The sequence below is a fragment of the Pseudomonas sp. S9 genome, assembly GCF_000222125.1.
GTDB classification, from domain to species: Bacteria; Pseudomonadota; Gammaproteobacteria; order Pseudomonadales; family Pseudomonadaceae; genus Aquipseudomonas; species Aquipseudomonas segetis.
Genome location: NZ_AFFX01000002.1, coordinates 418,493 through 444,523, shown reverse-complemented (window position 1 = coordinate 444,523; position 26,031 = coordinate 418,493). Strand labels below are relative to the sequence as shown.

The following is a 26,031-nucleotide window of genomic DNA, read 5'->3' as shown; positions in this document are numbered from 1 at the left end:
AAGCTGCGCGGTCAATTACGCTGTATCGCCGAGCGCAACCCACAGCGAGCCATGCATCATGCCCGATCTTGCCCCTCTTGCAGCCTATCGAAATGCGCTGGACCACCAGGGTTTCAAGCCCGATGAGTCGCAACGCTTGGCCGCTGAGCAACTGCAGGCCTGTTATCAGGCGCTGCATCACTCGACAGCTGATGCAGCGCCAGCAATCGGCGTGTATCTATGGGGGCCGGTGGGGCGCGGCAAGACCTGGTTGATGGATCAGTTCCATAAAAGCCTGCAGCTACCAAGTCGGCGCCAGCACTTTCATCACTTTATCCGCTGGGTACACCAGCGCATGTTCCAATTGACGGGTACGGCCGATCCACTGCGGGCACTGGCTTGCGAGCTGCGCGATGAAGTTCGGGTTTTGTGTTTTGACGAGCTGTACGTCAACGACATTGGCGATGCGATTATTCTCGGCAAGCTGTTTCAGGTGATGTTCGAGGAAGGCGTGGTTATGGTCTGCACTTCAAACCAACCGCCCGACCAGCTTTACGAGGGAGGTTTTAACCGTGAGCGCTTTCTCCCCGCCATCGCAGCGATTGAAGCCAATATGCAGGTGGTGAGGGTCGATGGTGGCCAGGATCATCGCTTGCATCCAGGAACACAAATACAGCGTTACTGGCTCACCGCCGATGATAGCCCCAGCGCCCTGCACGGCGTCTTCAACCGGTTGAGCGAGGGCCAGGCCAACACAGCTGAGCCAATCAGCCTCAACCAACGCAGTATAGAATTGGTACGCCGCGCTGACACTGTAATCTGGTGCCGCTTTGCCGACCTCTGCGTAGCCGCCCTGGCAGCCAACGACTACATAGCCCTGTGCGACCAGTTCAGCGCTATCTTGTTGAGCGAGGTACCAAATCTAAGCGCTCGGCAGCGCAGTGCAAAAATCGCCAGGGGCACCGAGGATGGCGCGCAACGGATCGATGCCGGTGATCGCGAGCTGCCCAGCCTGTCTGTACACGACGACAGCGTTCGACGTTTTATCGCCTTGGTCGACGAATGCTACGACCGTCGCGTGCCCTTGTACATTGAAGCTGCCGTGCCGCTCGCTGAGCTCTATACCGAAGGCTATCTTGAGTTTGCCTTCAGGCGCACGCTCAGTCGCCTGCAAGAGATGCAGTTGCAGCGCTTCACCGGTCAGTCTCAGCATGAGCACACAGAACCAGCTGTGGAACTGGACAGTGTTTAACCGCTCAAGCGACTGAACTGTTGTCACTCAATCGTGCTCAAAACCAGGCAGCATATCGAGTTCATATCACCACGCGCAGAAAGGAAGCCGCATGCTTTTTCCGGATTTGACCGGTATCAAACTCCACCGGGTCATCAAGAAAACCGTCATCGATTTCGTCGACGACGAGTTGCCCACCTATGCCTCGGCGCTGGCCTTCCAGATTTTTTTCTCGCTGTTCCCCTTCCTGCTGTTCTTGGTCGCGATCATAGGTGTGCTTGATTTGCAGCCATTCTTTGACTGGCTGCGCGAACAGGCCGCGCTGGTGATGCCACGGGCGGCGTATGACCTGGTCAACCCGGCGATCGATCAACTGCAAACGCAAAAAGCCGGGCTGTTCTCGGTCGCGATCCTGGTTGCATTGTGGACGGCTTCATCAGCTGTTCGCTCAGTGATGGTCGCGATCAACCGGGCTTATGGCGTCAAGGAGGGCCGCCCGGCGTGGAAGCGCTTTCCACTGTCGTTTGTCTACACCATCGCCATCGCCATAACCTTGCTCGGCGCTGCGGGCCTGATGGTGCTGGGACCACAGGCGATGAACTGGCTTGCGCAGCAACTCGGCATCGAGCAAATCGTGGTGACGCTCTGGTCCATCCTGCGCTGGCCCGTCGCGATCTGCATGCTGATGCTGGTGGTATCGGTGGTCTATTATGTGGCGCCGGATGTGGAGCAGGAGTTCCGTTTTATTACCCCTGGTTCCATTCTCGCGGTAATCGTATGGATTTCGGCGTCGATGGGCTTTAGCTATTACGCGCAGAACTTCGCCAACTACAACGCCACCTACGGCAGTATTGGCGCAATCATCATCCTGTTGCTCTACCTCTATATCTCTTCGGCGGTGCTGTTGTTCGGGGCCGAACTGAACGCCGTAATAGAGCACAGTGTCGAGGAGGGCAAGGACCCGGGCGAAAAGGAAATCCACCCTTGACCCAAAGCCCTGCCCTACCCGACAGAGGGTCAACGCTGCGCCGCTTGATACTCCTGCACCAGTAGCGCAAAGAGCTCGGCCGCTGGCAGTTCGCGAGCCAGTGCAGCGCCCTGCCCGGCCCAGTAGGCTGCGAACTCCAGGTTGCCCGCTGCCGCAGCCGCTGCGATCAACTGTTTGCCCGCGTCATAACCGATGCCGAAACCAGGTACGGGCGGGTGCCCGGCTGCGCCAACCTCGCGCATAAAGCGATTAACCATGCCCCGCGCCGGACGTCCGGAGATCACCTTGGTCACTTGCGTGGTGCGAGCTCGCTCGCTGGCGAGCATGCTGCGATAACCTGGGTTAGCTGCGCTTTCAGGGCATAGCACAAAAGCCGTCCCCAACTGCGCGGCACTGGCACCAAGGGCCAGAACCGAGGCAATGCCTGCGCCATCCATAATCCCGCCTGCCGCAACCACCGGCAGGCGTGTATGCGTGACCAGCAAGCGCACCAGGGCGGTTGTACCAATCGCCTGATCTTGTTCAGGGTCGAATACACCGCGATGGCCACCGGCCTCAATCCCTTGGGCGACAATCACGTCAATGCCAGCCTTTTCCACCAACAAGCCTTCTTCAAGACTGGTTGCCGAGGCGAACAAGGTAATACCGGCCGCCTTGAGTGCGTCAATTCGCGACTGCGCCGGCAAGCCCAAGTGAAAACTGACCACTGCCGGGCGCTCAGTCAATAGCACTTCGAGTTGGTCATCGTTGTTGCAAAAACTGCTGTAGATATCTTTCAAGCCGCTGGGCGCGGGCACGCCGAATTCATCGAAATAGGGTTTCAGATGCTCGATCCACGCCTGCTCGACCGCTGCATTTGCACTGCTCGGCTGGTGACAGAATACATTCACATTAAAGGGCGCTGAGGTCAGTGCCCGTGTCTCGGCAATCATCCTTTGTCCGCTGCTGGCATCTACCGCGGCAATCGCGATAGAGCCCAGCCCTCCGGCGTTGCTGACCTGTGCAGCCAGTTGCGCGGTTGAGGTTCCCGCCATGGGTGCCTGGATAATTGGGTGTTCGATTCCCAAACGCTGGGTTAAAACTGTCATCTTGCGCCCCTTATGAACTCACCCGGCTGCCAACGCGGCTTGGTCGTTAAACCGCGTCGCCAGCTCAATTTACATGTCAAGCCTAACCGAATGCTCAGGCCTCGAGCGCACTGGCTGGACCAAAAAACTCGTAATGGCATTGGTCGCCCGGCACACCCAGGTCGCTCAAGTGCCTCTTGACCTGCGCCATAAAGGGTTTTGGCCCAAGGAAGTAAGCATCCAGGTCCAGGTTCTCTGGCAGCCACTCAGCCAGTTGTTCGCGGCTCAACAATCCCTTGGCATCGCTCTGATCATTGACCGCAGGCTCGCTGTAGCAGAAGAACCTGAGCAACTGCGGGTGGGCCGCCACCTGGCTATCGACCCAATCCTTGAATGCATGCACGGCCCCATTGCGCGCGCAGTGGATAAAGTGGATGGGCCGGCCACTGGCTTTGGCGGCATCAAGCATGGTCAGTGCCGGCGTAATACCAACACCTGCGGTGATCAGCGCCAGCGGCTTTTGCGATTCACGCAGGATAAAGTCACCAGAGGGTGCGAACAGCTCAACTTCATCACCCTCGGCCAGGTTGTCATGCAAATGGTTGGAGACCAGCCCCTTGGGCTCGCGCTTGACGCTGATGCGATAGGATTCGCCGTTGCTCAACGCCGACAACGAGTAATTGCGCCGTACCTCTTGGCCGTCAACCCTGAGCAGCAAACCAATATATTGGCCTGGCTGATGCACCAGCACGGGCTTGCCATCGACAGGGACCAGGTAGAACGAAGTGATTTCATCGCTCTCGACCACTTTCTGCGCAATCTTGAAACTGCGCCGACCACGCCAACCACCGGTAGCGTTTTCATTGGCACTGTAAACACCCTCTTCGGCCGCAATCAAAATATCGGACAACTGGCCATAGGCCTGTGCCCAGGCTTCGATCACCTGGTCAGTGGCGATCTCTGCACCCAGGACTTCGCGGATTGCCCGCAGCAGGCAACTGCCAACTATCGGGTAGTGTTCCGGCAAGATATTCAAGGACACATGCTTGCTGACGATCTGACCGACCAGCGGGCCAAGCGCATCCAGATGATCGATATGCTTGGCATACATCAACACGCCATTGGCCAGGGCGCGCTGCTGGTCACCACTGGCCTGGTGTGTCTGGTTGAACAAGGCACGAACCTGTGGGTATTCACTGAACATCAGCGCATAAAAATGCCGTGTCAGGGCTTCACCACCGGTTTCAAGCAGTGGCACGGTTGATTTGACGATTGCACGTTGCTCTGGAGTCATTCTGGCATTTCCTTGTTCAAGGTTTGCACGCTGGCAGTCGCGTGATACTGTTTGTTCACTGTCAAACAATCATTTTCCATGCCATATTTTTTATTCATTAAATTCAATAACTTAAATAATAACTAGTCTTTATGACCTAGCAATATTCAAGTCATAAAGACTCCATGGAGTCATCTTGACAAACCCTTTGTTACTGGCACTTATTCCGCTGGTGGCCGACCTTTCGCGCGATCTGCCGGACGATGAGCGCTATCGACGCCTGCTGCTTGCGCTACGCCAACTACTGCCCTGCGATGCCGTGGCCCTGCTCAAGCTGGAAGATCAGCAGTTGATCCCCCTGGCAGTCAACGGCTTGAGCACCGATACCCTTGGGCGGCGCTTCAAGGTGGATGAACATCCACGCTTGAAAGCACTGCTGGAAAACACCGGACCAACCCGTTTTGCGACTGACTGCGAGCTGCCCGACCCCTATGATGGTCTGGTCGAAAACCACCGGGGCCACCTTGAAGTTCATGACTGCCTGGGCTGCCCACTCTATGTTCAGGAACAACTCTGGGGATTGATCACCCTGGACTCGCTCGATCCCTCCAGTTTTGGCGCCGTTGACCTGAGCAACCTCGAGGCGTTTGCCAGCCTTGCTGCTGCAACAGTGATGGCCAGCGAACGCATCAAGCTGCTTGCCCGTAACGCTGAAGATCAACGCCAACTGGCCGAGATCTACAAACGTGCAGCCAGCACTCATAACAGTCGCGAGTTGATTGGCCAGAGCAACAGCCAGCGACAGCTTCGCCGAGAAATCGAAATTGTCGCCAACAGCGCATTGAGCGTGTTGATCACCGGCGAAACCGGCGTCGGTAAAGAGCTGGTCGCCGAAGCCATTCACAGACAGTCGCCACGGGCGCGCAAGCCCCTGATCAGCCTCAACTGCGCCGCCCTGCCGGAAACCCTCGCCGAGAGTGAGTTGTTTGGCCACGTCAAAGGCGCGTTTTCCGGCGCAATGAACGAACGCAGCGGCAAGTTCGATTTGGCCGATGGCGGCACCTTGTTTCTGGATGAAGTCGGCGAGTTGCCCCTGGCCATGCAAGCCAAGTTGCTGCGCGTATTGCAGAGCGGACAGTTGCAGCGTGTCGGCTCCGATAGCGAGCACCATGTCGATGTGCGGGTGATTGCGGCCACCAATCGCGACCTCGCAGAAGAAGTGCGCAGCGGACGCTTTCGCGCCGATCTTTATCATCGCCTCAGTGTTTACCCCTTGCATGTGCCTGCGCTGCGCGAGCGCGGTCGCGATATCTTGTTGCTGGCTGGCTATTTCCTCGAGGAAAACCGTGCACGCCTGGGCTTGCGCAGCTTGCGTCTAAGCAACGACAGCCAAGGCGCACTGCTCGCCTACGGCTGGCCCGGCAATGTGCGCGAACTGGAGCATCTGATCGGCCGCGCAGCACTCAAAGCCATGCAGGCCAAGCCTGAAAGGCCGCGAGTATTGACCATTGATCAAGATGCCTTGGGGCTGGATATCCAGGCTTCGAACAGGACTATCGCGGCCCAATCCGGCAGCGCAGCGCCCGTGCGCGGGCGAGACTTGAAGGAGTCTGTAGATATCTACCAAAGCAGCTTGATCAGCGACGCGCTGATCCGCCATCAGGGCAATTGGTCCGAAGCAGCCCGCGAACTGGGGGTCGATCGCGCCAATCTCAGCCGCCTGGCCAAGCGCCTTGGGCTGCGTTGAAAACAGGCCAGGACAATAGGTTCAGCAGATAACCGATCACCCCAACTACAGCAGCTTGATCCGCCAGGCCTCAGACAGGAAAACCAACCGATGACCTCAGTAAGCACAGATGGGTTTATGGCCGTAAACGACACCTTGAGCCGGTTTTTCCTGGCATTCGATGATCGTGACTGGCAACTCATGGGCGACTGCCTGGCGCCGCAGTTGCATATTGACTACGCCTCGTCGGGGCGAGAGCAGCCCGGCACGATGAGCAATCAGGCGTTTGTCCAACGCCGGCAAAATGCCGTGGACAACCTGAACAAGCACCACAGTTTTTCCAATCTTTTACTGTCGAAAAGCGCCGAGGGGATCAAGGCCCGCTGCAACTACCTGATATTGCGATTCGACAGCAGCGAGCGCACAGAAGGCGACGACTTTTTCCACTCCTGCGGCGCTTATGAGTTTGTACTCAGCGAAGTGGACGGCCAATTAAAAATCACCAGCATTACCCAGCGAGCACTACGCAGTTGGGGCAACCGCCAACTGCATGGTGGCTCCCGGAAAAGTTAGCCCCTGGTTGGGTGCGCAGCTGTGGTGGACAAGCTTCGCGTTGTTACACCCTGCCAGCCGCCTATCGTTTTATACCCAGCTTGATTTGTGGACAACGCATGTTGTCCACCAACTGCCGCAGCTGAACGCCAGGATCTATTCATCCCGTTTAGAACCACTGGTCATTACGCTTACGACGCACTCGCAACAAAGACGGCAGGATCAAGCCAGCAAACAAGCCACCCCCCGCAATCGCACCGCCATACACCATATAACGCATCAATACTTGCTGCTGCTCATTACCCAGTTGCGCCCTCGCTTCGCGCAGTTCCGATCGAGCCTGGCTCAACGCGGTGTCTTGCGTGGTTCGCGCAGTTTGCAACTCGTCGATCAGCTTCTTGCGCGCATCCATGGTTTCCTGCATGCCCTGGACCCGGTTTTTCCAGTTCTCATCAATGCCGGACAACTCTGCCGTCAGCTCGGCCACTTTTTGCTCAAGCTGTGGCAAGCGCTCGGCCTGCCCCGGCACCTCCTGCAGGTCGCGACTTGGAATCCATACCGTGTCGCCATTTTCACTGCGTACCTGGCTGTAATCACCTTGGGTTTTCAATAGCTCAAGTTTCTGCCCGGAGGCCAGGGTTCCGACAATACGGTAACCATCGGTAGGCCCACTGCGCACATAGGTGTTGAGGCTATCACTCACCCAACGTGCATTGGTTGCTGGCTCCTCGGCCTGCACAGGCGCGCCAGCTATAAGCAAGCCGCCGAGCACACAAGCACTGAGTGCGCGGTGCTTGAATGGGTAAACACGAACAAGGGAATGGCTAAATAAGGACATGAGGCAATATCTTCACATGACAAACGAATGAAACCCGGCAAACGGGCGCGCAAATAAATCGGCCAAGTTAAGTGCACAAATACGCGCAGGTGCAGGCATGGGCGACCAGGTAGCCCTTTGCTCCCCCTACAGCTCACCCGGCGGACCGACAAGAGACAGACAGCAGCCCAATAGATTGAGTTCACTGTAAAGAGATAGATGGTGACGGCGATTGCGCACGCGTGCGTGCAATGGGCTCAAGGTCTCACAACCCAGCGTGGCAAACCGAATCAAGAGACTGGATAAAATTGGCCAAGACCGCCATCCTAGCCATAGATTTTCAATACAGCCCTGATGCCGTCGTTAGCGGAGCACTCCCATGCAAGACCAACCTCTCAATGCTGTCGACTTCGACTTTATCGAAGACACCCTGCTCGAATACGGCGATGATAATTGCGTACTCAATTGCTCCGAACTTGATGGTTATTTCACGGCGCTGGTTTCAAGCCCCGTCCAGGTGGATATCAGTGAGTGGTTCCCAACAATCTGGGGTGGCCAAACGCCTGACTGGAGCAGCCCCGAGCAAGCCAAGCAATTTATCGACCTGTGCGTGCGCCACATGAACAGCCTGGCCAGCCAGTTGGCGATGAACCCTCAGGCGTTCAATCCACGGTTTGAGCAAACCGAGCATCAAGGTCAACCGCTGCCCCTGGCTGAAGAATGGTGCTTTGGTTACCTGCGCGGTGCCGCCTTGGGCAATTGGCCAGATTTGCCTGCGCCCCTGACGGCCAAGTTCCAGGCCATCTCGCTATGCGCCGAACAGGACAACTTTGAACCGGCCGCAGACCTCGACATGGCGCTTCATAACCAGAGCGTTGCCGCCATCAAACCGGCGGCGCTGGCCATTCACGATCACTGGATAGCCCAACGCTGAGCCTGCTCTATACCATTTAGCCCGGTTGCGGCTCGGCCTTGAGCGAGGCGCGCACAGCCTCGGCCGGGGCAAACTGCAAATAGCGATCGGCAATTGGCTCGTCGAGCAACATCCGTGAATCGCGGGCGTAATCATTCAGCAGTCGCCATGGCAGCTTTGAGCCCTGACGCGGCAGGACTTCATTGGCACGCTGCACATAGCCAGATTGCAATGCCCCCATTATGGACTCGCTTTCAGCACAGCCCTCGGCATCGTGCGCCACCACGGTTTGATACTGGTGCTGGTCCATGTGCTTGAGCAGGCGACAAAAGTACCCTGCCGCAATATCGGCCTTGAGTGTCCAGGACGCATTGGTGTAGCCAAATATCCAGCCCATGTTTGGTACGCCATCTACCATCACCCCTTTGTAGGTCAGGTGCTGGTTGAGCTGGCACGGCTTGCCATCCAGGCTCAATGCAAGGCCGCCAAGTACCTGCACCTGCAAACCCGTTGCGGTGATGATGATATCGGCATCCAGTTGTTGGCCGGACTCAAGCGCAATGCCCCGTTCGCTAAAGGACTTGATTCGATCCGTCACGATAGACGCCTTGCCATTACTGATTGCGCGGAACAAATCCCCATCGGGCACGGCGCACAGGCGCTCATCCCAGGGCATGTAACTCGGGCTGAAATGGCGCATATCAAAATCATCGGGCAGCTGTTTCCGCACGCCCTTGAGCAATATCGCACGGACTTTATTGGGCCAGCGCCTTGCCGCCTTGAACATCCAGCGTTGCAGGCGGATATTGCGCTTGCGCGCCAATTTGTAGACCCAGGACTCAGGCAGAAAACGGCGCAGCAAGGCACTCAACTTGTCCTGCCCCGGTACCGAAAAAATATAGGAAGGCGAGCGTTGCAGCATGGTGATATGCGCAGCGCTCTCAGCCATGGCCGGCACCAGCGTGACCGCCGTCGCACCACTGCCGATCACCACAATGCGCTTGCCTTGGTAATCGAGATGTTCAGGCCAATGCTGCGGATGAATACACTGTCCATTGAACTGCTCGATACCAGGAAAATCAGGCAGGTACCCACTGCGATGGTTGTAATACCCCGTGCAGGAAATCAAGAAATCGCAGGTGATATGCCGGGTCTGGCCGCTGGCATTGTCCTGTACCTCCAACGTCCAGCGCTGCTCAGCGCTCGACCAATCGGCGGCACTGACCTCGGCGCCAAACCGAATATGCCGGGTGATGCCGTATTGCTCGGCCGTTTCGCTGATGTACTGGCGTATCGAAGGGCCGTCGGCCAGCACTTTCAACTCGTTCCAGGGGCGAAACCGGTAACCGAAGCTGAACATATCCGAATCCGAGCGAATACCCGGATAGCGAAACAGATCCCAGGTACCGCCGATATTGTCACGTCGCTCAATAATGCTGAAGCGCTTGTCCGGGCACTCCCGGGCGAGATGACAAGCCATGCCGATACCAGACAAGCCTGCACCAATAATGACGATGGAGTGATGTTCATGAGCCATATAGTTTTATTCTCGCACTGAACACATTTGCTCTTGCAAACAATAGCACCAAGCAACTGCTTGGTTTAACCCAATACCCAATAAACATTGGCGCTGATAGGCGCTTATAAAAACGCCGGGACTCTGAATCAAGGGGCCCGGCGCAGGTTTGGGGTCGCAACCGTGGTTGGGATCAGTGACTTTTCACCTTGCGCCGCTCCGCTACGGCTTCTGGTGTCACCACGCCGCCACTCTGGCCAAAGTGCTTGAGCACGAAGGAACTGACGGCGGCCAACTCCTGGTCGTTATAACCCTTGGCAAAGTTCGGCATGCGTTGATCAACAGGCGAACCCATATTGCTATGGCCATTGAGCAGGACCCCGAGCAAGTTTGCCGCCGCTGGATCATTTACGGTCTTCAAACCAGCCAACTTGGCGGTCGGGCTCTGGTTACCCTCACCGTCCCAGCGGTGACATGCGGCACAGGCTTCAGCAAAAATCTTGCTGCCCAGATCATCGACAACCACGGCCCTGGCGCTCAGGTCGTCGGTTGTGGCGCGAGCAATTCCGCTGCTGTGCGCTGGTGTGCTTTTCAGGTAGACGGCGATAGCCTTTTGATCTTGCGGGGTCAGCTGGCTCAAGCTGTGTTCAACCACCGAAGCCATTGGCCCACCTGCAAAGCCATGGCCAGATGCATAGCCCTTGGCCATGTAGTGAGTGAGATCCTCGACCGACCAGGCACCAATGCCGTACAGCGGATCAGCGCTTATGTTGTAGGCCTGCCAACCCTGGATAGGCGCACCGGCCAGGGCTTGATCCTTGTCGAGCGACTGGAAAATGGTACGCGGCGTGTGGCACTCACCACAGTGGCCGGGTCCCTGAACCAGGTAGGCACCTCGGTTCCACTCGGCCGACTGCTTGCTATCCGGCTCGTACCGCTGGTTATCGAGAAACAGTGCATTCCAGAAGAACATGCCCCAGCGCTGGTTGAATGGAAACGACAAGGTGTTTTCGATCGGCGCCTGCTTGACCGCAGGCAAACTGAACAGATATGCCTTGATCGCCAGGATTTCATCCCTTGGCATCAGGCTGTACGAAGTATAGGGAAATGCCGGGTAATAGTGCTTACCGTCACGCCCCACGCCTTCTTGCAGCGCACTGACAAATTCATCATCAGTCCAGGCTCCGATCCCGGTGTCGACATCAGGGGTGATATTCGGCGAAAAAAGCGAACCGAAAGGCAGCTCGAATTCGACGCCACCGGCAAAGGGCTTGCCCTTTTTGGTGGTATGGCAAGCCACACAATCGGCTGCCTTGGCCAGGTAGGCGCCCTTCTTGACCAGCGCATCGGCCGAGGCTTGTGTATCGGTGCCAGCAGCCATAGCCCCGCCGGAGACGAGGGACAAGCCTAAAAGCACCAGGATGTTTTTCAAAGTGTTCATGAGTTCATCCTTAAACAATGTAGTAACCCGCGCGGGTCAGCGGCAAGCGCCGCACACGCTCGCCAGAGGCGGCATGCAGTGCATTGACCAGCGCCGGTGCAATGAGCGCGGTACCGGCTTCGCCTACGCCACCAGGCAACTCCAGGCTAGGCATCAGATGCACCTCCACCCCAGGTACTTCGCTGATACGTATCTGCCGGTAGTTATGGAAGTTGGTTTGCTGGACCTGGCCTTGCTCGAGCAAAATCTCGTTGAAGAATGCTGCGGACAAGCCGAACAAGGTGCCACCTTCAATCTGCGCCATGACCGAGGTCGGGTTGGTCACCAGGCCACAGTCGATAACACTGACCAGACGCTTGATGCGCACGCCTTTGTCGCCCTGCATCTCCAACTCGACCATGCTCGCCACAAAGCTGCCAAACACCGCACTCACCGACAAGCCGCGCCCTTGCCCGGCAGGCAGCGGCGTTTTCCAATCCGCTTTTTCCGCAAGCATTTTCAACACCGCTTGTGCGCGGGGCTGGCCTTGCATCAGCTTGAGGCGATACTCCAGCGGGTCAGCCTTGGCGTTATGCGCCAGCTCATCGATAAAACTTTCCAGCACATAGGTGCTGCGCAATGGCCCAACTCCGCGCCACCAGGAGACCGGGATGGCTTTTGGCTCTTCGCGGATGTAGTGCACCTGCAAATTGTCCATGGCGTATAGCGGCTCGATTGCCACTTCCACGGCGTCGGCATCCACGCCGTTTTCCGGCAGGCTACCCGCATAACGGGCCAACACCGAAGCACCTGCAATGCGATGCTGCCAGCCCAGCAGCTTGTCGCCCTCGAAGGCGGCAGTGATGCGATCGACATAGTGAGGACGGTACATGTCGTGGGTCATATCCTCCTCCCGGCTCCAGATCAGCTTGATCGGATAGCTGACCTGCTTGGCAATGGCCACCGCCTGGGTGATGAAGTCGAAATCCAGCCGCCGGCCAAAAGCACCACCAATCAACTGGTTATGCACGGTGATCGTTTCCGGGGCCAAACCTGTGACCTGTGCAGCGGTCTGCTGGGCAAAAACCGGCACCTGGGTGCCGACCCAAAGATCGCAAGCATCCGGGCGGACATGGGCAACGCAGGTCATGGGTTCGAGCGGCGAGTGAGACAGAAAGGCTTGCTCATAAACCGCTTCAAACTGGCTGCTGGCCGATTTCAGGCTGGCGCTGATGTCGCCTGTTTTATGGGCAATCACGCCATCACGGCTGCTGGCATCTTGCAGGGCCTGCTCCAGCTCAGCCGAGTTGATCGACGCATTGGCGCCCAGGTCCCAGTCGATTTTCAGGGCATTGAGGCCTTGCTGGCAGGCCCAGTAATTACTGGCGATAACCGCGACGGCGTTGTCTAGCTTGACCACATCACGCACCCCCGGCACTTTACGCGCGGCGCTATCATCAACACTGCGCAAGGTTCCGCCATGCACCGGGCAAGTAAGTGTCGAGGCGATCTGCATGTCCGGGACACTGAGATCGATGGTGAATTTGGTTTTGCCATTGACCTTGTTTGGCGTATCGACACGCTGCAGAGGCTTGCCAATCAGCTTGAACTGCTCAGGCTTTTTAAGCGGCACATCAGTGGGCACCGGCAAGGCACTGGCTGCATCGACCAGTTCGCCATAGCCTGCTCGCAAACCATTGGGGCCAAACACCACTGCGTTTTCTGCGTGGCACTGGCTTGGCGCAACCTTCCAGCCCAGCGCAGCGGCCTGGATCAACAGGATCCGCGCAGTTGCCCCAGCCTGGCGCAATGGCTCCCAGGTGACACGCGTCGCAGTTGAACCACCGGTGCCCTGAAACTCCAGCAACGCATCACTGTATAACTTGTGGTTTGGCGGTGCATCGACCACCTCGACCTGGTCAAGGCTGACTTCAAGCTCTTCGGCAACCATCATCGCGATGCCGGTATGGGTGCCCTGGCCCATTTCGATCTTGGGTGAGATCACCGTTACCCGGCCATCATGCCCAACCCGCACAAAAGCGCCATAACCCGTTGGGCTTTGTTCGCCAAGACGGCCTGGAGCTACGGCGTCGGCCGCCGCACTTCGCGCTATCAGGGGCGGCAACCAGGTACTCAATACCAGCCCCCCCATGGCCAGTGTACTGCCTTGCAAAAAGCGTCGACGAGAAGATTTAAAGCGTGGCTTTTCCATGGGTAGACTGCTCCTTAAGCCTGGCTGACGCTTTTGATGGCGGCACGAATACGGGTGTAGGTGGCGCAACGACAAAGATTGCCAGCCATGGCCGCATCAATGGCCGCGTCATCCGCGTCTGGCTGTTTCTCAAGCAAGGCCACAGCGGACATTATTTGCCCGGACTGGCAATAACCACACTGCACCACCTCATGCTCGAGCCAGGAAGCCTGGACCTTCTGGCCGACCTCGGTTTCGCCTATGGCCTCGATGGTGCTGATCTCGTGGCCAACCGCGGAGCTGATGGGCAGTACACATGAGCGCACGGCTTTGCCATCAAGGTGCACAGTGCAAACCCCGCACTGGGCAATTCCACATCCAAACTTGGTGCCGGTCATCCCCAGCACATCACGCAGCACCCAGAGCAACGGCATATCGCCGGGCACATCAACCTGTTGTTCATTTCCATTGATCGAAAGTGTGTGCATGGCGACCTCACATAAAAATTAGCTAAGTCCAAAGACAAGGTTCACGCAGCGAGCATCCTCAGCCCTGGTAAGACAGGGAAAACAGCGCAATGTCGACACCCGGTCATCTAAATCCATTGGCTAAAATACCCTAAAAGTCAAACTCGCCCAGTGCAAAGCAGCGCGACCTATCTAAAGTTCTGGGTCAGGAGAATAGACCAGTCGTCTATTAAATTCACCCTGTAACTGAAGCTGCACCTGAAGTGTTGCAGCTTGCCTGATACCTGAAAGAACAGCCGCCCGACCGAGGAACAGCCGTGATGCAGGCTTGGCTTGAAGTTAGCGACTAGCTGCCAGAACGCTCTGAAGCCACTCACTGGCATAGCAGGTCGAAAATAGCGTTGTGCTGCATTGGCCTGTCCGATATGCGGCGCGAATGGCCACGGGATCAACCTGTTCAAGGTAAGCCAGCGCGTCTTCCATCTCGCGGGGATTGCCATAACCACCGCTGCGCATCTCGCTCAACGCCTCTGGCTTGCTCCAGCCCTGGATAACCATGCGATACATCGCGGCCATCAGGCCTGTGCGGTCGCGGCCATGCTTGCAGTGCATCAATACCGCGCCCTCTGTCTGCGCCCGCTCAATCACGTGCAGCACCCGGATGACATCGGCATCGGTCACCCGATCAGCATGCAACGCAATGTTTACCCTCTGCATTGGCGTGTCACCAAGCCATTGCTTGTCATCATCCTTGATAAAACTGACAACGGTGCCAATCCCGGCGGCCTGCAGGGTTGCGACATTGCTCTGGTCCGGCAGCGCGCTACGGTAGAGGCTTTGAGTCATCCGATACAGGTTGAAGCGCTTATCTACCGGCGTAGCCCATTGCTGCTGGTGCTGCTCCGCAACCGGACTGATCGGGTGACGAGCCGCGCTGGCAAAAGCAGTGGCTGCAATGCCGATGGCAGCGAGGCCCAGAATGATTTTTCGAGACAATAATGGCATTGACAGCTCCCGTTATCAGGAGCACAAGGGTATGAGCCAGCATGTAAAAAGCCGATGAAATGGATGTGAAGAAAACGCCATGCGTAATCGTGGGCAATAAAGACTGTCTAGTCTCGGGAGCCTCTGAAAATGATCGCGAGCGACGCAGCGCAGTGGTTTTTCAGAGGCTCCCCAAGAACGTATACCAATAGACAGTAGAAGCCCTGCATAAAGCTGACTAGTCTGGGTGATAGTACCCACCGTAAAGACCAGCAACCTGGCCCATGAAGCCCTGAAAACTCCAGATTCAGCCGTTTTTCAAGTGTTTCAACTGCAGAGCCAACTCAATAACTAGGAACTCAGCAATGACCGAGAAAAGCCTGACCCACGCCACTGGCGCCCCCGTAGTCGATAACCTCAATACCCAAACGGCCGGTCCCCGTGGTCCGGCACTTCTGCAAGACATCTGGCTGATTGAAAAACTGGCGCATTTCGACCGTGAAGTGATTCCGGAGCGGCGCATGCATGCCAAGGGCTCCGGCGCCTACGGTACCTTCACCGTAACCCACGACATCAGCCAATATTGCCGCGCAGCACTGTTTTCCAAGGTGGGTAAGGAAACCCCGCTGTTCCTGCGTTTCTCAACGGTGGCCGGTGAGCGTGGTGCCGCCGATGCCGAGCGCGACATCCGTGGCTTCGCCGTCAAGTTCTACACCGAGGAAGGCAACTGGGACCTGGTCGGCAACAATACCCCGGTGTTCTTCTTCCGTGACCCAATGCGCTTCCCTGACCTCAATCACGTGGTCAAGCGTGATCCACGCACGGGCATGCGCAACGCGACCAGCAACTGGGACTTCTGGACCCTGCTGCCGGAAGCGTTGCACCAGGTAACCATCGTCATGAGTGACCGTGGCATCCCGAAAGACTTCAGGCACATGCACGGCTTTGGCAGTCACACCTTCAGCATGCTCAACGCCGCGAACGAACGGGTCTGGGTCAAGTTTCACTTCGAGTGCCTGCAAGGCATCGAAAACCTGACTGACGCAGAAGCTGAAGCCGTAGTCGGTAAAGACCGCGAAAGCAGCATGCGCGACCTTTACGAAAGCATCGAAGCGGGTGATTTCCCGTCCTGGAAGCTGCGTATCCAGGTCATGACCGAAGACCAGGCGCGCCATCACAAACACAACCCATTCGACTTGACCAAAGTCTGGCCCCATGGCGACTACCCGCTAATCGACGTCGGTGTCATGCAGCTCAATCGCAACGCTGAAAATCATTTCGCCGAGGTTGAACAAGCCGCCTTCTCGCCCGCCAATATTGTGCCCGGCATTGGCTTCTCACCCGACAAAATGCTGCAGGCGCGCCTGTTCTCATATGGCGATGCACAGCGCTATCGCCTGGGCGTCAACTTCAACCACATCCCGGTCAACGCGCCAATCTGCCCGCACCAAAGCTTCCACCGCGATGGTCATATGCGCACCGATGGCAATCTCGGTTCGAAAATCGCCTACTGGCCCAACAGCCAGGGCGAATGGGCCGATCACCAGGCATTGGCCGAACCGGCGCTGCCACTCGATGGCGACGCCAAGGCCTGGGATCACCGGGTGGATGATGACCACTACGAACAGCCAGGCGACCTGTTTCGCCTGATGAGCCCGGAGCAACAGCAAGCCTTGTTCGACAACACCGCTCGCGCCATGGACGGGGTGCCGAATGAGATCAAGCAACGCCATGTCGACAACTGCACCAAGGCCGACCCGGCCTACGGCGCAGGCCTGGCCAAGGCTCTTGGTCTGTAAAGCCTAAAAAGCCCGCCAGGCCAAACCTGGCGGGCTTTCGTCACGCAGGCCCAATCCGGTTTCCCGGTGATCCTCTGAGAAAGGCAGCGAGCGACAACAGGACAAGGCGCAACGAACAACGGGAGCAACAGCCAAAGGCTGGCCCGAAGGGCGAGCGCAGCGAGTAAAAAACTGCGAAAAAGCCACCGGATCGCGCTCGACTTTAGGTAGCGAAGTATATCGAGCGCAGCAGTTTTCCAGAGGGTTTCTAGGCTTGCATGGCCCAGCCGTGCACATTCATTGCCGCCTGGCGCAATGCCTCCGAGCGTGTTGGATGTGGGTGGCAAATCAACGCAATATCTTCGGCACTGGCCGAAAACTCCATCGCCACGCAATACTCACCAATCAACTCACCGGCACTTGGGCCAATGATATGCACGCCGAGGATCTGATCGGTGCGCTCGTCCGCCAGCACTTTGACGAAACCTTCGGCCTCATGGTTTATTTTCGCCCGGCTGTTGGCCGTGAACGGAAACTTGCCGACCTTATAGGCACGCCCCTGCTCCTTGAGCGCCTGCTCGCTGCTACCGACACTGGCCACCTCGGGCCTGGTGTAGATCACACTGGGAATCACCCCGTAATTCACTTCGGCAGCATGGCCGGCAATGCGCTCGATACAGGCAATGGCCTCATCTTCGGCCTTGTGCGCGAGCATCGGCCCCGAAGTGACATCACCTATGACCCAGATACCTGGCACTTCGCTGCGATGCTGTTGATTGCCGAGCATGCCACGCTTATCGGTACTCAGGCCAACGTTCTCCAGCCCAAGGCCTTCTGTGTATGGACGCCGGCCAATGGCAACCAGCACATAATCGGCCTGCAAGACTTCACTCGCACCACCTGCGGCAGCTTCTATATTCAGTTCAACTCCACTGTCCGAGCTTTGCGCGGCCACAACCTTGGCACCCAACTTGAAGCTGATGCCTTGTTTCGCCAGTGTGCGTTGCAGCGCGGTGGCCGTCTCGGTGTCCAAGCCGGGGCAGATACGATCCAGGTACTCAACCACAGTCACCTTGCTACCCAGGCGTCGCCATACCGAGCCCAGTTCCAGCCCAATAACTCCTGCGCCGATAACCACCAGATGTCCGGGCACCTCAGGCAGTTCAAGTGCGCCGGTAGAGTCGATGATGCGCTTGTTATCGACCGCGACGCCCGGTAAAGGCGCTGGCTCCGAGCCGCTGGCCAGCACGATGTCGCGGGCCTGCAACTGGCTCTGGCTACCGTCGGCATGGCTGACGCTGACCTTGCCAACGCCCTCGAGCCTGGCCCAGCCCTTGATCCAGTCGACCTTGTTCTTGCGAAACAGAAACTCGATACCCTTGGTCAACGCGCTGACGCTGGCATCTTTCTGTTTCATCATTTGCGCCAGGTTCAGGGTCGGTTGCACCTCAACACCCAAGCTGTTCAGCTCGCCGCTGCTGGCGGCCTCATACAGCTCAGAGGCATGCAGCAGGGCCTTCGATGGCATGCAGCCAACATTGAGGCAGGTGCCGCCCAGGGTTTCACGGCCCTCGACGCAGGCAACCTTCAACCCCAGTTGTCCGGCACGGATGGCTGCGTTATACCCGCCAGGCCCACCGCCAATAATCACCACGTCGTAGCTTTCACTCATGTCGATTACCTTCAAGATTGCTGTTGTTCAGCTTAAAACGGCACCAAAACGCAGCCAGGGATCATTGCACTGCAAGCTCGGCGGCACGGCGTCGGCGTTGCAGCAGGTGGAACAGCGACCAGGCAATAAATGCGAAGCTGGCATTGAGAAAAACCATAGCCCAGGCGCTGCCATCTTGCAGAGCGGTCAACAGCACACCGCTGAAGGTTGCCCCGGCCATCTGGGCAAAGCCCATGAACCCTGCCGCCAGGCCGGCCCTGTGGGCGTTGGGTATCACCGCACCGGCGACGCTAGCGGGCAGCACCATGCCGCCGCCCAGGGTCACCAAAACCTGTGGTAGTGAAAGCCCCAGCACGGACAACCCCAGACCTTGATGAATCGCCAGGGTCGCAACCGCACCAAAGGCAGCCAGGCTCACGCCGATGCTGACGATTTTGTCCGGTCCCAAGCGGCTGATATTGCGTTGAGTAAAGAGCGCACCGCCAATCAAGGCTGCCACAATCGCGCTGATGGTCATCCCGTATTGGCTGGGACTCAGGTGCAGCAGGCCGATATAGACAGCTGAGGAACCGGCAATCACCGCAAACATCGCGCCATAGGTGAACGCCAATGTCAGGGCCAGGGCCCGGAAGGAAGAGTCCTTGAGCAAATCGGCATAGTTGGCGACCAGTTTTGTCAGCCTTCCTGCTTGAGGGTCCAACTGCCGGTTGCTTTCCCGGTAAAAACACAACGCCGCCAGGACAATTGCACCAGCAACCAGCAGCGCCATCAGAATAGGCGCCTGCCAACCGCCGATGCGCACCAGCAAGCCGCCCAGCGCCGGGGAAACCACGATGGCGCAGAGCATGCCTATCACGGTCATGGCCAATGCCGGCCCCGCCTCGGCCTGCCATACATCGCGCACAATAGCCCGCGCCATGACCAAGGCCGAACAGGCCCCCAAACCTTGCAAGGCACGGGCGGTGATGAATTCCACCATGCTGTTGGCCAGCAACATCCACAAGGTCGCACACAGGTAAACCAGCAACCCCGCGAACAGGATCGGTCGCCGCCCCAGTCGATCGGAAAGCGGGCCAAGCACCAGTTGGCCCAGGCCAAAAGCAGCTACGAACACTGACAGCGCCAGCAAGCTACTGCCGGGCTTGGCGGCCATCACCCACTCGATTGCCGAGAGGGCGGGAATAATCAACTGAGTAGAGATTTCACCCAGCGCGGTGAGCGCCATGAGTAATACGAGGAGCTTGCGTGAAGGTGTAAGGACGCTGTGCATAACGATTTCCTGCTTAGCAATGCTCGAACCAATGATCCGATAGCCCTGGACATATTTATATTACGACTATAATTTACACAATTAGATTACACATGTAATTTAATAAAGCAATCGACTTATCCAACATCCGCAGAGGGCCGTCAGATGGACAAGGTTTCCCGAGAAGAACAATTGGCAAGCTGGATTGATGCCGAGCAAGTCGCCCGCAGCAAGCTGGCCGCACCTGGCAGCATGAGCCTGGCACAGGTCAGTGAAATGTCACCCACCGAGTTCTTCAACGGCATTGGCAAAGGGCAACTGCCTTGCCCACCGTTCGGGCACTTGGTCGACTTTGTGCCGATTGAATGGGCAGAAGGTTTTTTCTTGTTCCAAGGCTCCCCCGATACCCGCCACTACAACCCATTGGGCATAGTGCATGGCGGCTACGCTGCCACCCTGCTCGACTCTTGCATGGGCTGCGCGATTCATACTCGCTTGCAGCGCGGCTAGGGCTATACGACAACCGACTTGCGCATCAGCTATCTACGCGCCTTGACCGATAAAGTCGGGCCGATACGTGCCGAAGGCCGCATCGTGCACCTGGGTCGCACGACGGCAATCGCCGAAGGGCGCATTTATGATGTTGATGATCGCCTGTACGCGGTTGGCTCCACCACTTGCTTGATAATGGGCAGCCCCAGCTAAGGTATTCAGCACCAGGCTGGCCATCAACCTTTACCCAAAAGATGCAGGGTCAATTAATATGTTGGCCAACATGTAAAAACACGAGGCAAGCTATGCGTTACTCGGACGATCACAAGGCCAAAACCCACCAGCGCATCATTGAAGAGGCAGCACGCCTGTTTCGCCGTGACGGCATTGGTGCAACCGGATTGCAGCCCTTGATGAAAACCCTGGGCCTGACTCACGGTGGCTTTTATGCGCACTTCAAGTCCAAGGATGAATTGGTTGAAACCGCATTAACCCATAGCGCCGAGCAACTCAGCGGCCAGACGAAACAGCTGTTTGCCGGTGAAGCGCCGCTGGCCACATTTATTCGCAGTTATCTGTCCAGCGCCCATTGCGCCAATCCGGCAGAAGGTTGCCCACTGCCAACCATGTCAGCGGAACTTGGCCAGCGCGGCCAGGCCAGCCCGGTTACCGACCAGTTGATACAAGAGCGCCTCAAATCCATCGAGGATTGCCTATCGGGCGACAATGCCGCCGAACAAAGCGTGGCCCTGCTTTCTACGATGGTGGGCGCACTGGTTCTGGCCCGCAGTGTCAGTGATCCCGAACTGTCGCAACGCCTGCTCAAGACAGCTCGTCAACAATTGTTGGAGCAGGTCCCGGCCGGTTGATTGAGTCAGGCTAAAACCTTGCCCACATAAAAAGCCCGAACCAGGATTGCTGGCTCGGGCTTTTTGGTCTTGCCGTCTTAGCTGTAGCGCGCCGCCGCCTGATTGCGCGATAGATTCGGTCCCAGTTTGGTCCGCGCCGTAACCAATGCCTGCCAGTCCGCCGCGTCCGGAAGGGATGGAATAGTCACCAGTTCACCCTGGTCGAAACCTGCCAGGGCGGCATCCACCATATCGCCAACTTCCATGATCATCTCCGCAGGCAAGGCCGAAGCATCCATACCCGAACGCTCCCAGATTTCGGTGCGGGTAACGCCGGGCAATACCGCCTGGACCTGCACCCCTAGGCTGCTGACCTCTGCCTGCATGGTTTGAGTCAGGCTCAGCACATAAGCCTTGCTGGCACTGTAGACCGCGTTGAACATTTCGGGAATCAACGCGACCACCGAAGCGATGTTGATGATTGAACCACGCCCAGCTGCACCAAAGCTTGCAGCGGCGGCTGCGGAGAGATGAGTCAGGGCCACGATATTCAACTGAATAAGAGTGTTGACCTTGGCCGCGTCCGCCTCGGCCAGGGTGCCATTGATTGCAACGCCGGCATTGTTGACCAACATGCTGATGCTCGGGTCCGTACGCAAACGCTGTTCGACACGCTGCAGGTCAGCGCTGTCAGTCAGGTCGGCCCTGAGCACTTCTACCTTGACCCCAGATGCCTGGCGCAGGTTCTCGGCAAGCCCATCGAGCCGTTGCTGGTCACGCGCGACCAACAACAGGTCATAACCACGCTTGGCCAGGCGCTGCGCATAGGTGGCGCCGATCCCCGAGGATGCGCCAGTAATCAAGGCAGTGCCTTTGTTTGTAGATTGATTCATTGCTGTTTCCTCAGGTTGGTGTGGCTGCTATCGAGCCGGTGAAGTCACTATCGCGCACGTTAGATTACGATCATAATTCTATATTTATATTACAGTCATAATTCAAATCAACCAATAGAAATCTTGCGCGACCAGGAAAGTCTAGCCGAGGGTTGAACCGTGCAACCCCGGCAGTTGTTATCGATCCAAGCCACAGACTGCCAGGCCAATAAGGCATTGACCCAATCTGCGGGCACAAAAAAGCGGGTAACCATCTCTGGTTACCCGCTCGGAGGCCTAGCGCCAGCGCGGATCTAGACGCTGCGGATCAAGTGATCGAAGGCGCTCAATGACGCCTTGGCACCCTCACCCACGGCGATGACGATTTGCTTGTAAGGCACTGTGGTCACATCGCCTGCGGCAAAAATGCCGGGGATATTGCTCTGGCCTTTGGCATCCACGATGATTTCACCCCTTGGGGACAGCTCGATCGTGCCTTTGAGCCAGTCACTGTTCGGCAGCAGGCCGATTTGGACGAAGATGCCTTCCAGCTCGACGGTCACTGACTCATCCGTATTACGATCCTTGTAAACCAGGGCATTGACCTTCTGGCCATCACCCAGCACTTCAGTGGTCAAACCGCTCTTGATCACAGTCACGTTGGCCAGGCTGGCAAGTTTTTTCTGCAACACCGCATCGGCGCGCAACTGGCTGTCAAACTCGATCAAGGTCACATGGGCAACAATACCGGCCAGGTCAATCGCGGCCTCGACACCCGAGTTGCCGCCACCAATCACAGCCACGCGCTTGCCCTTGAACAACGGGCCATCGCAATGCGGGCAATAGGCCACACCACGACCACGATATTGCTGCTCACCAGGCACATTCATCTCTCTCCAGCGCGCGCCCGTGGCCAGGATCACCGTCTTGGCCTTGAGCGATGCGCCGCTGTCGAATTTAACCTCGTGCAAACCACCTGCCGCACTGGCTGGGACCAGTGCGCTTGCGCGCTGCAGGTTCATGATATCGACGTCGTATTGGCGCACGTGCTCTTCCAGGGCGCGGGCCAGTTTCGGGCCCTCGGTTTCTTGTACCGAGATAAAGTTCTCGATGGCCATGGTATCGAGTACCTGGCCGCCGAAACGCTCGGCAGCCACGCCAGTGCGAATACCTTTGCGCGCGGCATAGATTGCCGCCGCAGCACCAGCCGGACCACCGCCGACGACCAGGACATCGAAGGCATCCTTGCTGTTGAGTTTTTCAGCGTCACGTGCGGCTGCACCGGTGTCGATCTTGGCCAGGATCTGCTCGACATCCATGCGTCCCTGGCCAAACAGCTCACCGTTGAGGTAGATGCTCGGCACGGACATGATCTGGCGTTGCTCGACCTCGGCCTGGAACAGTGCCCCGTCGATAGCCACGTGACGAATATTAGGATTGAGTACCGCCATCAAGTTCAGCGCCTGCACCACATCCGGGCAGTTCTGGCACGACAGCGAGAAGTAGGTTTCAAAGCTGAATTGACCTTCGATAGCCTTGATCTGCTCGATCACATCAGCGGCCAACTTCGATGGATGCCCACCGACTTGCAGCAGTGCCAGCACCAAGGAGGTGAACTCGTGCCCCATCGGGATACCGGCAAAACGCAAGCCGATATCAGCACCAGGGCGATTCAACGAGAACGACGGCGTGCGAGCATCTACACCATCTGTCTTCAGGGTAATTTTGTCGCTAAGGCTGCGAATATCTTCAAGCAAGCCATGCAGTTCGCGGGATTTGTCGCTGTCATCAAGGGACGCGACGATCTCGAACGGCTGGGTGACCTTTTCCAGATAGGCCTTCAACTGGTTTTTCAGATTGGCGTCCAACATGATTTGGCTTCCCTTTATATGAATTTCAGAGACAAGAACGCCCGGACGGATCGCGCCCAGGCGCTTGTGCGTTTCAATAGATTTGCCGGCTTTGTCTAACGGCTGAGGCGCCTATGCACCTCAGCCTTCATCGGCCATTACAAGCGCCAGCCGATTAGCTGGCGGCCCGCAAAACAGATTTAGATTTTGCCGACCAGGTCCAGCGATGGAGCCAGGGTGGCTTCGCCTTCTTTCCACTTGGCTGGGCAAACTTCGCCCGGGTGAGCAGCAACGTACTGAGCCGCTTTTACCTTGCGCAGCAGTTCTTGTGCGTCACGGCCAATGCCACCGGCGTTGATTTCAACGATCTGGATCTTGCCTTCTGGGTCGATGACGAAAGTGCCACGATCTGCCAAACCGGCCTCTTCGATCATCACGCCGAAGTTACGGGTGATGGTGCCAGTCGGATCACCAATCAGCGGGTACTGGATTTTGCCGATGGTGTCAGACGTGTCGTGCCAGGCTTTGTGGGTGAAATGGGTATCAGTCGATACGCCGTAGATCTCGACATTGAGCTTCTGGAATTCAGCGTAGTTATCAGCCAGATCGCCCAGTTCGGTTGGGCAGACGAAGGTGAAGTCGGCTGGATAGAAGAATACGACCGACCACTTGCCTTTCAGGTTGGCTTCGCTAACGTCAACAAATGCGCCGTTGTGATAGGCAGTGGCGTTGAACGGTTTAACTTCGCTATTGATATAAGACATCGATGAACTCCTTGGGAGGGTTGAAAATTTACCCTGCAAAGGTTACTCACCGCTTGGCAAAAGGTCATATTGATTGATCCCATTGCGCTGATTAACTTACTCAATAGAACCTTATAAAATCCTTTTAAAAACATATAGATAATCTGCATTCTCAATTACCGAAAATGCACATTCAGTACCCATGACAAGCCAAATAACAGTCGCGGGCCACCCCTTTCCCGCCAAATCCCGGGTGGGTCCGCGCTTTATCACTAGGGCTGATCAGGACAATTCAGGATCAATCACCAAGACCAGCTTGCCGTTGACCTGGTTAGTCGCAAGCTCGGCAAACGCCGCTTCGGCATCTTTGATCGGCAATGCCTTGAGCAACTGTGGACTCAGCCGTCCTTCGCTGAACAATGGCCAAACCTGCTGGCCAAGGTCGCTCATCAGGTCGGCCTTGAACTGATCATCGCGGCTGCGCAGGGTCGAACCGATAAACTGCACGCGTTTGCTCAACAGCAGCGCCATATCCAGTTCAGCCTTGCGTCCGCCCATCAGGCCAATATTCACCCAGCGCCCGTCGAGCCCGAGCAATTGCAGGTTGAGCGCTGCATATTTGCCACCTACCGGATCAAGAATCACATCGAAAGGCGCAAAATCGCGCAGCGCCTGCGGCCCTTCTTCGCCACGCAAAACACCGCCCTGCGCCCCCAGCCCTTCGCAATACGCCAGCCGATCGGCCGAGCCGACACTCACCCAGCACGGGCTGCCAAAGGCCTTGCACAACTGGATGGCCGCAGAGCCAACCCCACTGGCACCTGCGTGCAGCAAGACCCTTTCACCCGGTTTGAGCCCCGCCAGCTGAAAAAGATTGAGCCAGGCGGTTGCGTATACCTCGGGAATAGCCGCCGCTTCGTGCAACGAGACGCCTTCGGGAACCGGCAAGGCGTGCCGTGCATCAACCACCACTTCTTCAGCCATGCCGCCACCGGCGAGCAACGCACAAACCCGATCGCCCACTTGCCAATCACTGCCAGCACCGACTTCGGTGATCACTCCGGAGCACTCAAGCCCAAGCGCGGCGCTGGCTCCGGGTGGCGGCGGGGAACTGCCAGCACCGACTTCGGTGATCACTCCGGAGCACTCAAGCCCAAGCGCGGCGCTGGCTCCGGGTGGCGGCGGGTAAAGCCCGGCACGCTGCAACAAATCAGCTCGGTTGAGCCCTGCGGCAGCCACTTTTATGCGGATTTCACCCACATCACATGATGGGGATGTGATGTCTAACCATTCAGTACGGCCTTCAACGCCTTGCAATGCCTTCACGCTGCCTCCATAGTGCAATTGAACCGGGCCCGGCACGACTGTCGGGCTTTTGCATTGCGCCGTTGGAACTCGGCGCC

The 26,031-nt window shown here is 57.3% G+C and carries 21 protein-coding genes and 1 pseudogene; 8 read left to right on the top strand and 14 right to left on the bottom strand.

The annotated features are described in order from the left end of the window. The first annotated feature begins 58 nt into the window (after nucleotides 1–58). Nucleotides 59–1,231, top strand: coding sequence for a cell division protein ZapE (gene zapE / locus PSES9_RS0105935; protein ID WP_010485023.1), 1,173 nt, complete (start codon nucleotides 59–61; stop codon nucleotides 1,229–1,231). A 91-nt stretch (nucleotides 1,232–1,322) separates the two neighbouring features. Further along, complete coding sequence (locus PSES9_RS0105930; RefSeq protein ID WP_010485021.1) at nucleotides 1,323–2,198, top strand: YihY/virulence factor BrkB family protein; 876 nt, start codon at nucleotides 1,323–1,325, stop codon at nucleotides 2,196–2,198. 29 nt (nucleotides 2,199–2,227) lie between these two features. Here PSES9_RS0105930 and PSES9_RS0105925 read toward each other — a convergent pair whose 3' ends face one another. Together PSES9_RS0105925 and hmpA are read right to left on the bottom strand one after the other, a co-directional pair. Further along, complete coding sequence (locus PSES9_RS0105925) at nucleotides 2,228–3,286, bottom strand: NAD(P)H-dependent flavin oxidoreductase (RefSeq protein ID WP_010485020.1); 1,059 nt, start codon at nucleotides 3,284–3,286, stop codon at nucleotides 2,228–2,230. 94 nt (nucleotides 3,287–3,380) lie between these two features. Continuing rightward, complete coding sequence (hmpA, locus tag PSES9_RS0105920) at nucleotides 3,381–4,559, bottom strand: NO-inducible flavohemoprotein (RefSeq protein WP_010485018.1); 1,179 nt, start codon at nucleotides 4,557–4,559, stop codon at nucleotides 3,381–3,383. A 172-nt stretch (nucleotides 4,560–4,731) separates the two neighbouring features. Between hmpA and norR the strand changes: the two genes are divergently transcribed. Next, the gene (norR, locus tag PSES9_RS0105910; protein WP_029529394.1) at nucleotides 4,732–6,285 is read left to right on the top strand and encodes a nitric oxide reductase transcriptional regulator NorR; all 1,554 of its coding nucleotides are present in this window, start codon (nucleotides 4,732–4,734) and stop codon (nucleotides 6,283–6,285) included. A gap of 90 nt (nucleotides 6,286–6,375) precedes the next feature. Next, nucleotides 6,376–6,837 (top strand): nuclear transport factor 2 family protein, encoded by a 462-nt coding sequence (locus PSES9_RS0105905; protein WP_010485013.1) that lies wholly within the window; start codon nucleotides 6,376–6,378, stop codon nucleotides 6,835–6,837. A 148-nt stretch (nucleotides 6,838–6,985) separates the two neighbouring features. On the opposite strand, the gene PSES9_RS0105900 is transcribed toward PSES9_RS0105905, so the two are convergent. Next, nucleotides 6,986–7,654: a TIGR04211 family SH3 domain-containing protein gene (locus PSES9_RS0105900; protein ID WP_010485012.1), complete on the bottom strand. Its 669-nt coding sequence runs from the start codon at nucleotides 7,652–7,654 to the stop codon at nucleotides 6,986–6,988. A gap of 358 nt (nucleotides 7,655–8,012) precedes the next feature. On the opposite strand from PSES9_RS0105900, the gene PSES9_RS0105895 reads away from it, so the two are divergent. Beyond that, a complete protein-coding gene (locus PSES9_RS0105895) occupies nucleotides 8,013–8,567 on the top strand; it encodes a UPF0149 family protein (RefSeq protein ID WP_010485010.1) in 555 nt (184 codons plus the stop codon). Between the two features lie 16 nt (nucleotides 8,568–8,583). On the opposite strand, the gene PSES9_RS0105890 is transcribed toward PSES9_RS0105895, so the two are convergent. The 5 genes from PSES9_RS0105890 to PSES9_RS0105870 all read right to left on the bottom strand — a co-directional run bounded on the left by PSES9_RS0105890 (nucleotide 8,584) and on the right by PSES9_RS0105870 (nucleotide 15,145). Further along, complete coding sequence (locus PSES9_RS0105890) at nucleotides 8,584–10,083, bottom strand: flavin-containing monooxygenase (RefSeq protein ID WP_010485008.1); 1,500 nt, start codon at nucleotides 10,081–10,083, stop codon at nucleotides 8,584–8,586. A gap of 172 nt (nucleotides 10,084–10,255) precedes the next feature. Continuing rightward, entirely contained in the window at nucleotides 10,256–11,503 is a 1,248-nt protein-coding gene (locus PSES9_RS0105885; RefSeq protein WP_010485007.1) for a c-type cytochrome, read from the bottom strand. A gap of 10 nt (nucleotides 11,504–11,513) precedes the next feature. Continuing rightward, a complete protein-coding gene (locus PSES9_RS0105880) occupies nucleotides 11,514–13,694 on the bottom strand; it encodes a xanthine dehydrogenase family protein molybdopterin-binding subunit (RefSeq protein ID WP_010485004.1) in 2,181 nt (726 codons plus the stop codon). 14 nt (nucleotides 13,695–13,708) lie between these two features. Then, nucleotides 13,709–14,161 (bottom strand): (2Fe-2S)-binding protein, encoded by a 453-nt coding sequence (locus PSES9_RS0105875; RefSeq protein WP_010485003.1) that lies wholly within the window; start codon nucleotides 14,159–14,161, stop codon nucleotides 13,709–13,711. Between the two features lie 318 nt (nucleotides 14,162–14,479). Continuing rightward, the gene (locus tag PSES9_RS0105870) at nucleotides 14,480–15,145 is read right to left on the bottom strand and encodes a phosphatase domain-containing protein (RefSeq protein WP_010485001.1); all 666 of its coding nucleotides are present in this window, start codon (nucleotides 15,143–15,145) and stop codon (nucleotides 14,480–14,482) included. A gap of 344 nt (nucleotides 15,146–15,489) precedes the next feature. On the opposite strand from PSES9_RS0105870, the gene PSES9_RS0105865 reads away from it, so the two are divergent. Then, nucleotides 15,490–16,923 (top strand): catalase, encoded by a 1,434-nt coding sequence (locus PSES9_RS0105865; RefSeq protein WP_010485000.1) that lies wholly within the window; start codon nucleotides 15,490–15,492, stop codon nucleotides 16,921–16,923. A gap of 247 nt (nucleotides 16,924–17,170) precedes the next feature. Here PSES9_RS0105865 and lpdA read toward each other — a convergent pair whose 3' ends face one another. Beyond that, nucleotides 17,171–18,574: a dihydrolipoyl dehydrogenase gene (gene lpdA, locus PSES9_RS0105860; RefSeq protein ID WP_010484998.1), complete on the bottom strand. Its 1,404-nt coding sequence runs from the start codon at nucleotides 18,572–18,574 to the stop codon at nucleotides 17,171–17,173. A gap of 61 nt (nucleotides 18,575–18,635) precedes the next feature. Beyond that, nucleotides 18,636–19,844 carry an MFS transporter gene (locus PSES9_RS0105855; RefSeq protein WP_010484996.1) on the bottom strand — a complete coding sequence of 403 codons (1,209 nt, stop codon included), beginning with the start codon at nucleotides 19,842–19,844 and terminating at the stop codon, nucleotides 18,636–18,638. A 144-nt stretch (nucleotides 19,845–19,988) separates the two neighbouring features. On the opposite strand from PSES9_RS0105855, the pseudogene PSES9_RS23025 reads away from it, so the two are divergent. Further along, nucleotides 19,989–20,528, top strand: a pseudogene (locus tag PSES9_RS23025) (PaaI family thioesterase). Nucleotides 20,529–20,620: 92 nt separating this feature from the next. Further along, nucleotides 20,621–21,184 carry a TetR/AcrR family transcriptional regulator gene (locus tag PSES9_RS0105845; protein WP_010484994.1) on the top strand — a complete coding sequence of 188 codons (564 nt, stop codon included), beginning with the start codon at nucleotides 20,621–20,623 and terminating at the stop codon, nucleotides 21,182–21,184. 77 nt (nucleotides 21,185–21,261) lie between these two features. Here PSES9_RS0105845 and PSES9_RS0105840 read toward each other — a convergent pair whose 3' ends face one another. The 4 genes from PSES9_RS0105840 to PSES9_RS0105825 form a co-directional block, all read right to left on the bottom strand. After that, nucleotides 21,262–22,056 (bottom strand): SDR family NAD(P)-dependent oxidoreductase, encoded by a 795-nt coding sequence (locus tag PSES9_RS0105840; protein WP_010484992.1) that lies wholly within the window; start codon nucleotides 22,054–22,056, stop codon nucleotides 21,262–21,264. A gap of 293 nt (nucleotides 22,057–22,349) precedes the next feature. Next, complete coding sequence (ahpF, locus tag PSES9_RS0105835; protein ID WP_010484990.1) at nucleotides 22,350–23,906, bottom strand: alkyl hydroperoxide reductase subunit F; 1,557 nt, start codon at nucleotides 23,904–23,906, stop codon at nucleotides 22,350–22,352. A gap of 179 nt (nucleotides 23,907–24,085) precedes the next feature. After that, complete coding sequence (ahpC, locus tag PSES9_RS0105830; RefSeq protein ID WP_010484989.1) at nucleotides 24,086–24,649, bottom strand: alkyl hydroperoxide reductase subunit C; 564 nt, start codon at nucleotides 24,647–24,649, stop codon at nucleotides 24,086–24,088. Between the two features lie 261 nt (nucleotides 24,650–24,910). Then, nucleotides 24,911–25,954, bottom strand: coding sequence for an alcohol dehydrogenase catalytic domain-containing protein (locus tag PSES9_RS0105825; protein WP_010484987.1), 1,044 nt, complete (start codon nucleotides 25,952–25,954; stop codon nucleotides 24,911–24,913). Between the last annotated feature and the right edge of the window lie 77 nt (nucleotides 25,955–26,031).

Bases quoted from the DNA above. Each gene is read 5' to 3' on its own strand.
- zapE (WP_010485023.1), top strand. From the start codon at position 59: ATGCCCGATCTTGCCCCTCTTGCAGCCTATCGAAATGCGCTGGACCAC.
- PSES9_RS0105930 (WP_010485021.1), top strand. From the start codon at position 1,323: ATGCTTTTTCCGGATTTGACCGGTATCAAACTCCACCGGGTCATCAAG.
- PSES9_RS0105925 (WP_010485020.1), bottom strand. From the start codon at position 3,286: ATGACAGTTTTAACCCAGCGTTTGGGAATCGAACACCCAATTATCCAG.
- hmpA (WP_010485018.1), bottom strand. From the start codon at position 4,559: ATGACTCCAGAGCAACGTGCAATCGTCAAATCAACCGTGCCACTGCTT.
- PSES9_RS0105905 (WP_010485013.1), top strand. From the start codon at position 6,376: ATGACCTCAGTAAGCACAGATGGGTTTATGGCCGTAAACGACACCTTG.
- PSES9_RS0105900 (WP_010485012.1), bottom strand. From the start codon at position 7,654: ATGTCCTTATTTAGCCATTCCCTTGTTCGTGTTTACCCATTCAAGCAC.
- PSES9_RS0105895 (WP_010485010.1), top strand. From the start codon at position 8,013: ATGCAAGACCAACCTCTCAATGCTGTCGACTTCGACTTTATCGAAGAC.
- PSES9_RS0105890 (WP_010485008.1), bottom strand. From the start codon at position 10,083: ATGGCTCATGAACATCACTCCATCGTCATTATTGGTGCAGGCTTGTCT.
- PSES9_RS0105885 (WP_010485007.1), bottom strand. From the start codon at position 11,503: ATGAACACTTTGAAAAACATCCTGGTGCTTTTAGGCTTGTCCCTCGTC.
- PSES9_RS0105880 (WP_010485004.1), bottom strand. From the start codon at position 13,694: ATGGAAAAGCCACGCTTTAAATCTTCTCGTCGACGCTTTTTGCAAGGC.
- PSES9_RS0105875 (WP_010485003.1), bottom strand. From the start codon at position 14,161: ATGCACACACTTTCGATCAATGGAAATGAACAACAGGTTGATGTGCCC.
- PSES9_RS0105870 (WP_010485001.1), bottom strand. From the start codon at position 15,145: ATGCCATTATTGTCTCGAAAAATCATTCTGGGCCTCGCTGCCATCGGC.
- PSES9_RS0105865 (WP_010485000.1), top strand. From the start codon at position 15,490: ATGACCGAGAAAAGCCTGACCCACGCCACTGGCGCCCCCGTAGTCGAT.
- lpdA (WP_010484998.1), bottom strand. From the start codon at position 18,574: ATGAGTGAAAGCTACGACGTGGTGATTATTGGCGGTGGGCCTGGCGGG.
- PSES9_RS0105855 (WP_010484996.1), bottom strand. From the start codon at position 19,844: ATGCACAGCGTCCTTACACCTTCACGCAAGCTCCTCGTATTACTCATG.
- PSES9_RS0105845 (WP_010484994.1), top strand. From the start codon at position 20,621: ATGCGTTACTCGGACGATCACAAGGCCAAAACCCACCAGCGCATCATT.
- PSES9_RS0105840 (WP_010484992.1), bottom strand. From the start codon at position 22,056: ATGAATCAATCTACAAACAAAGGCACTGCCTTGATTACTGGCGCATCC.
- ahpF (WP_010484990.1), bottom strand. From the start codon at position 23,906: ATGTTGGACGCCAATCTGAAAAACCAGTTGAAGGCCTATCTGGAAAAG.
- ahpC (WP_010484989.1), bottom strand. From the start codon at position 24,649: ATGTCTTATATCAATAGCGAAGTTAAACCGTTCAACGCCACTGCCTAT.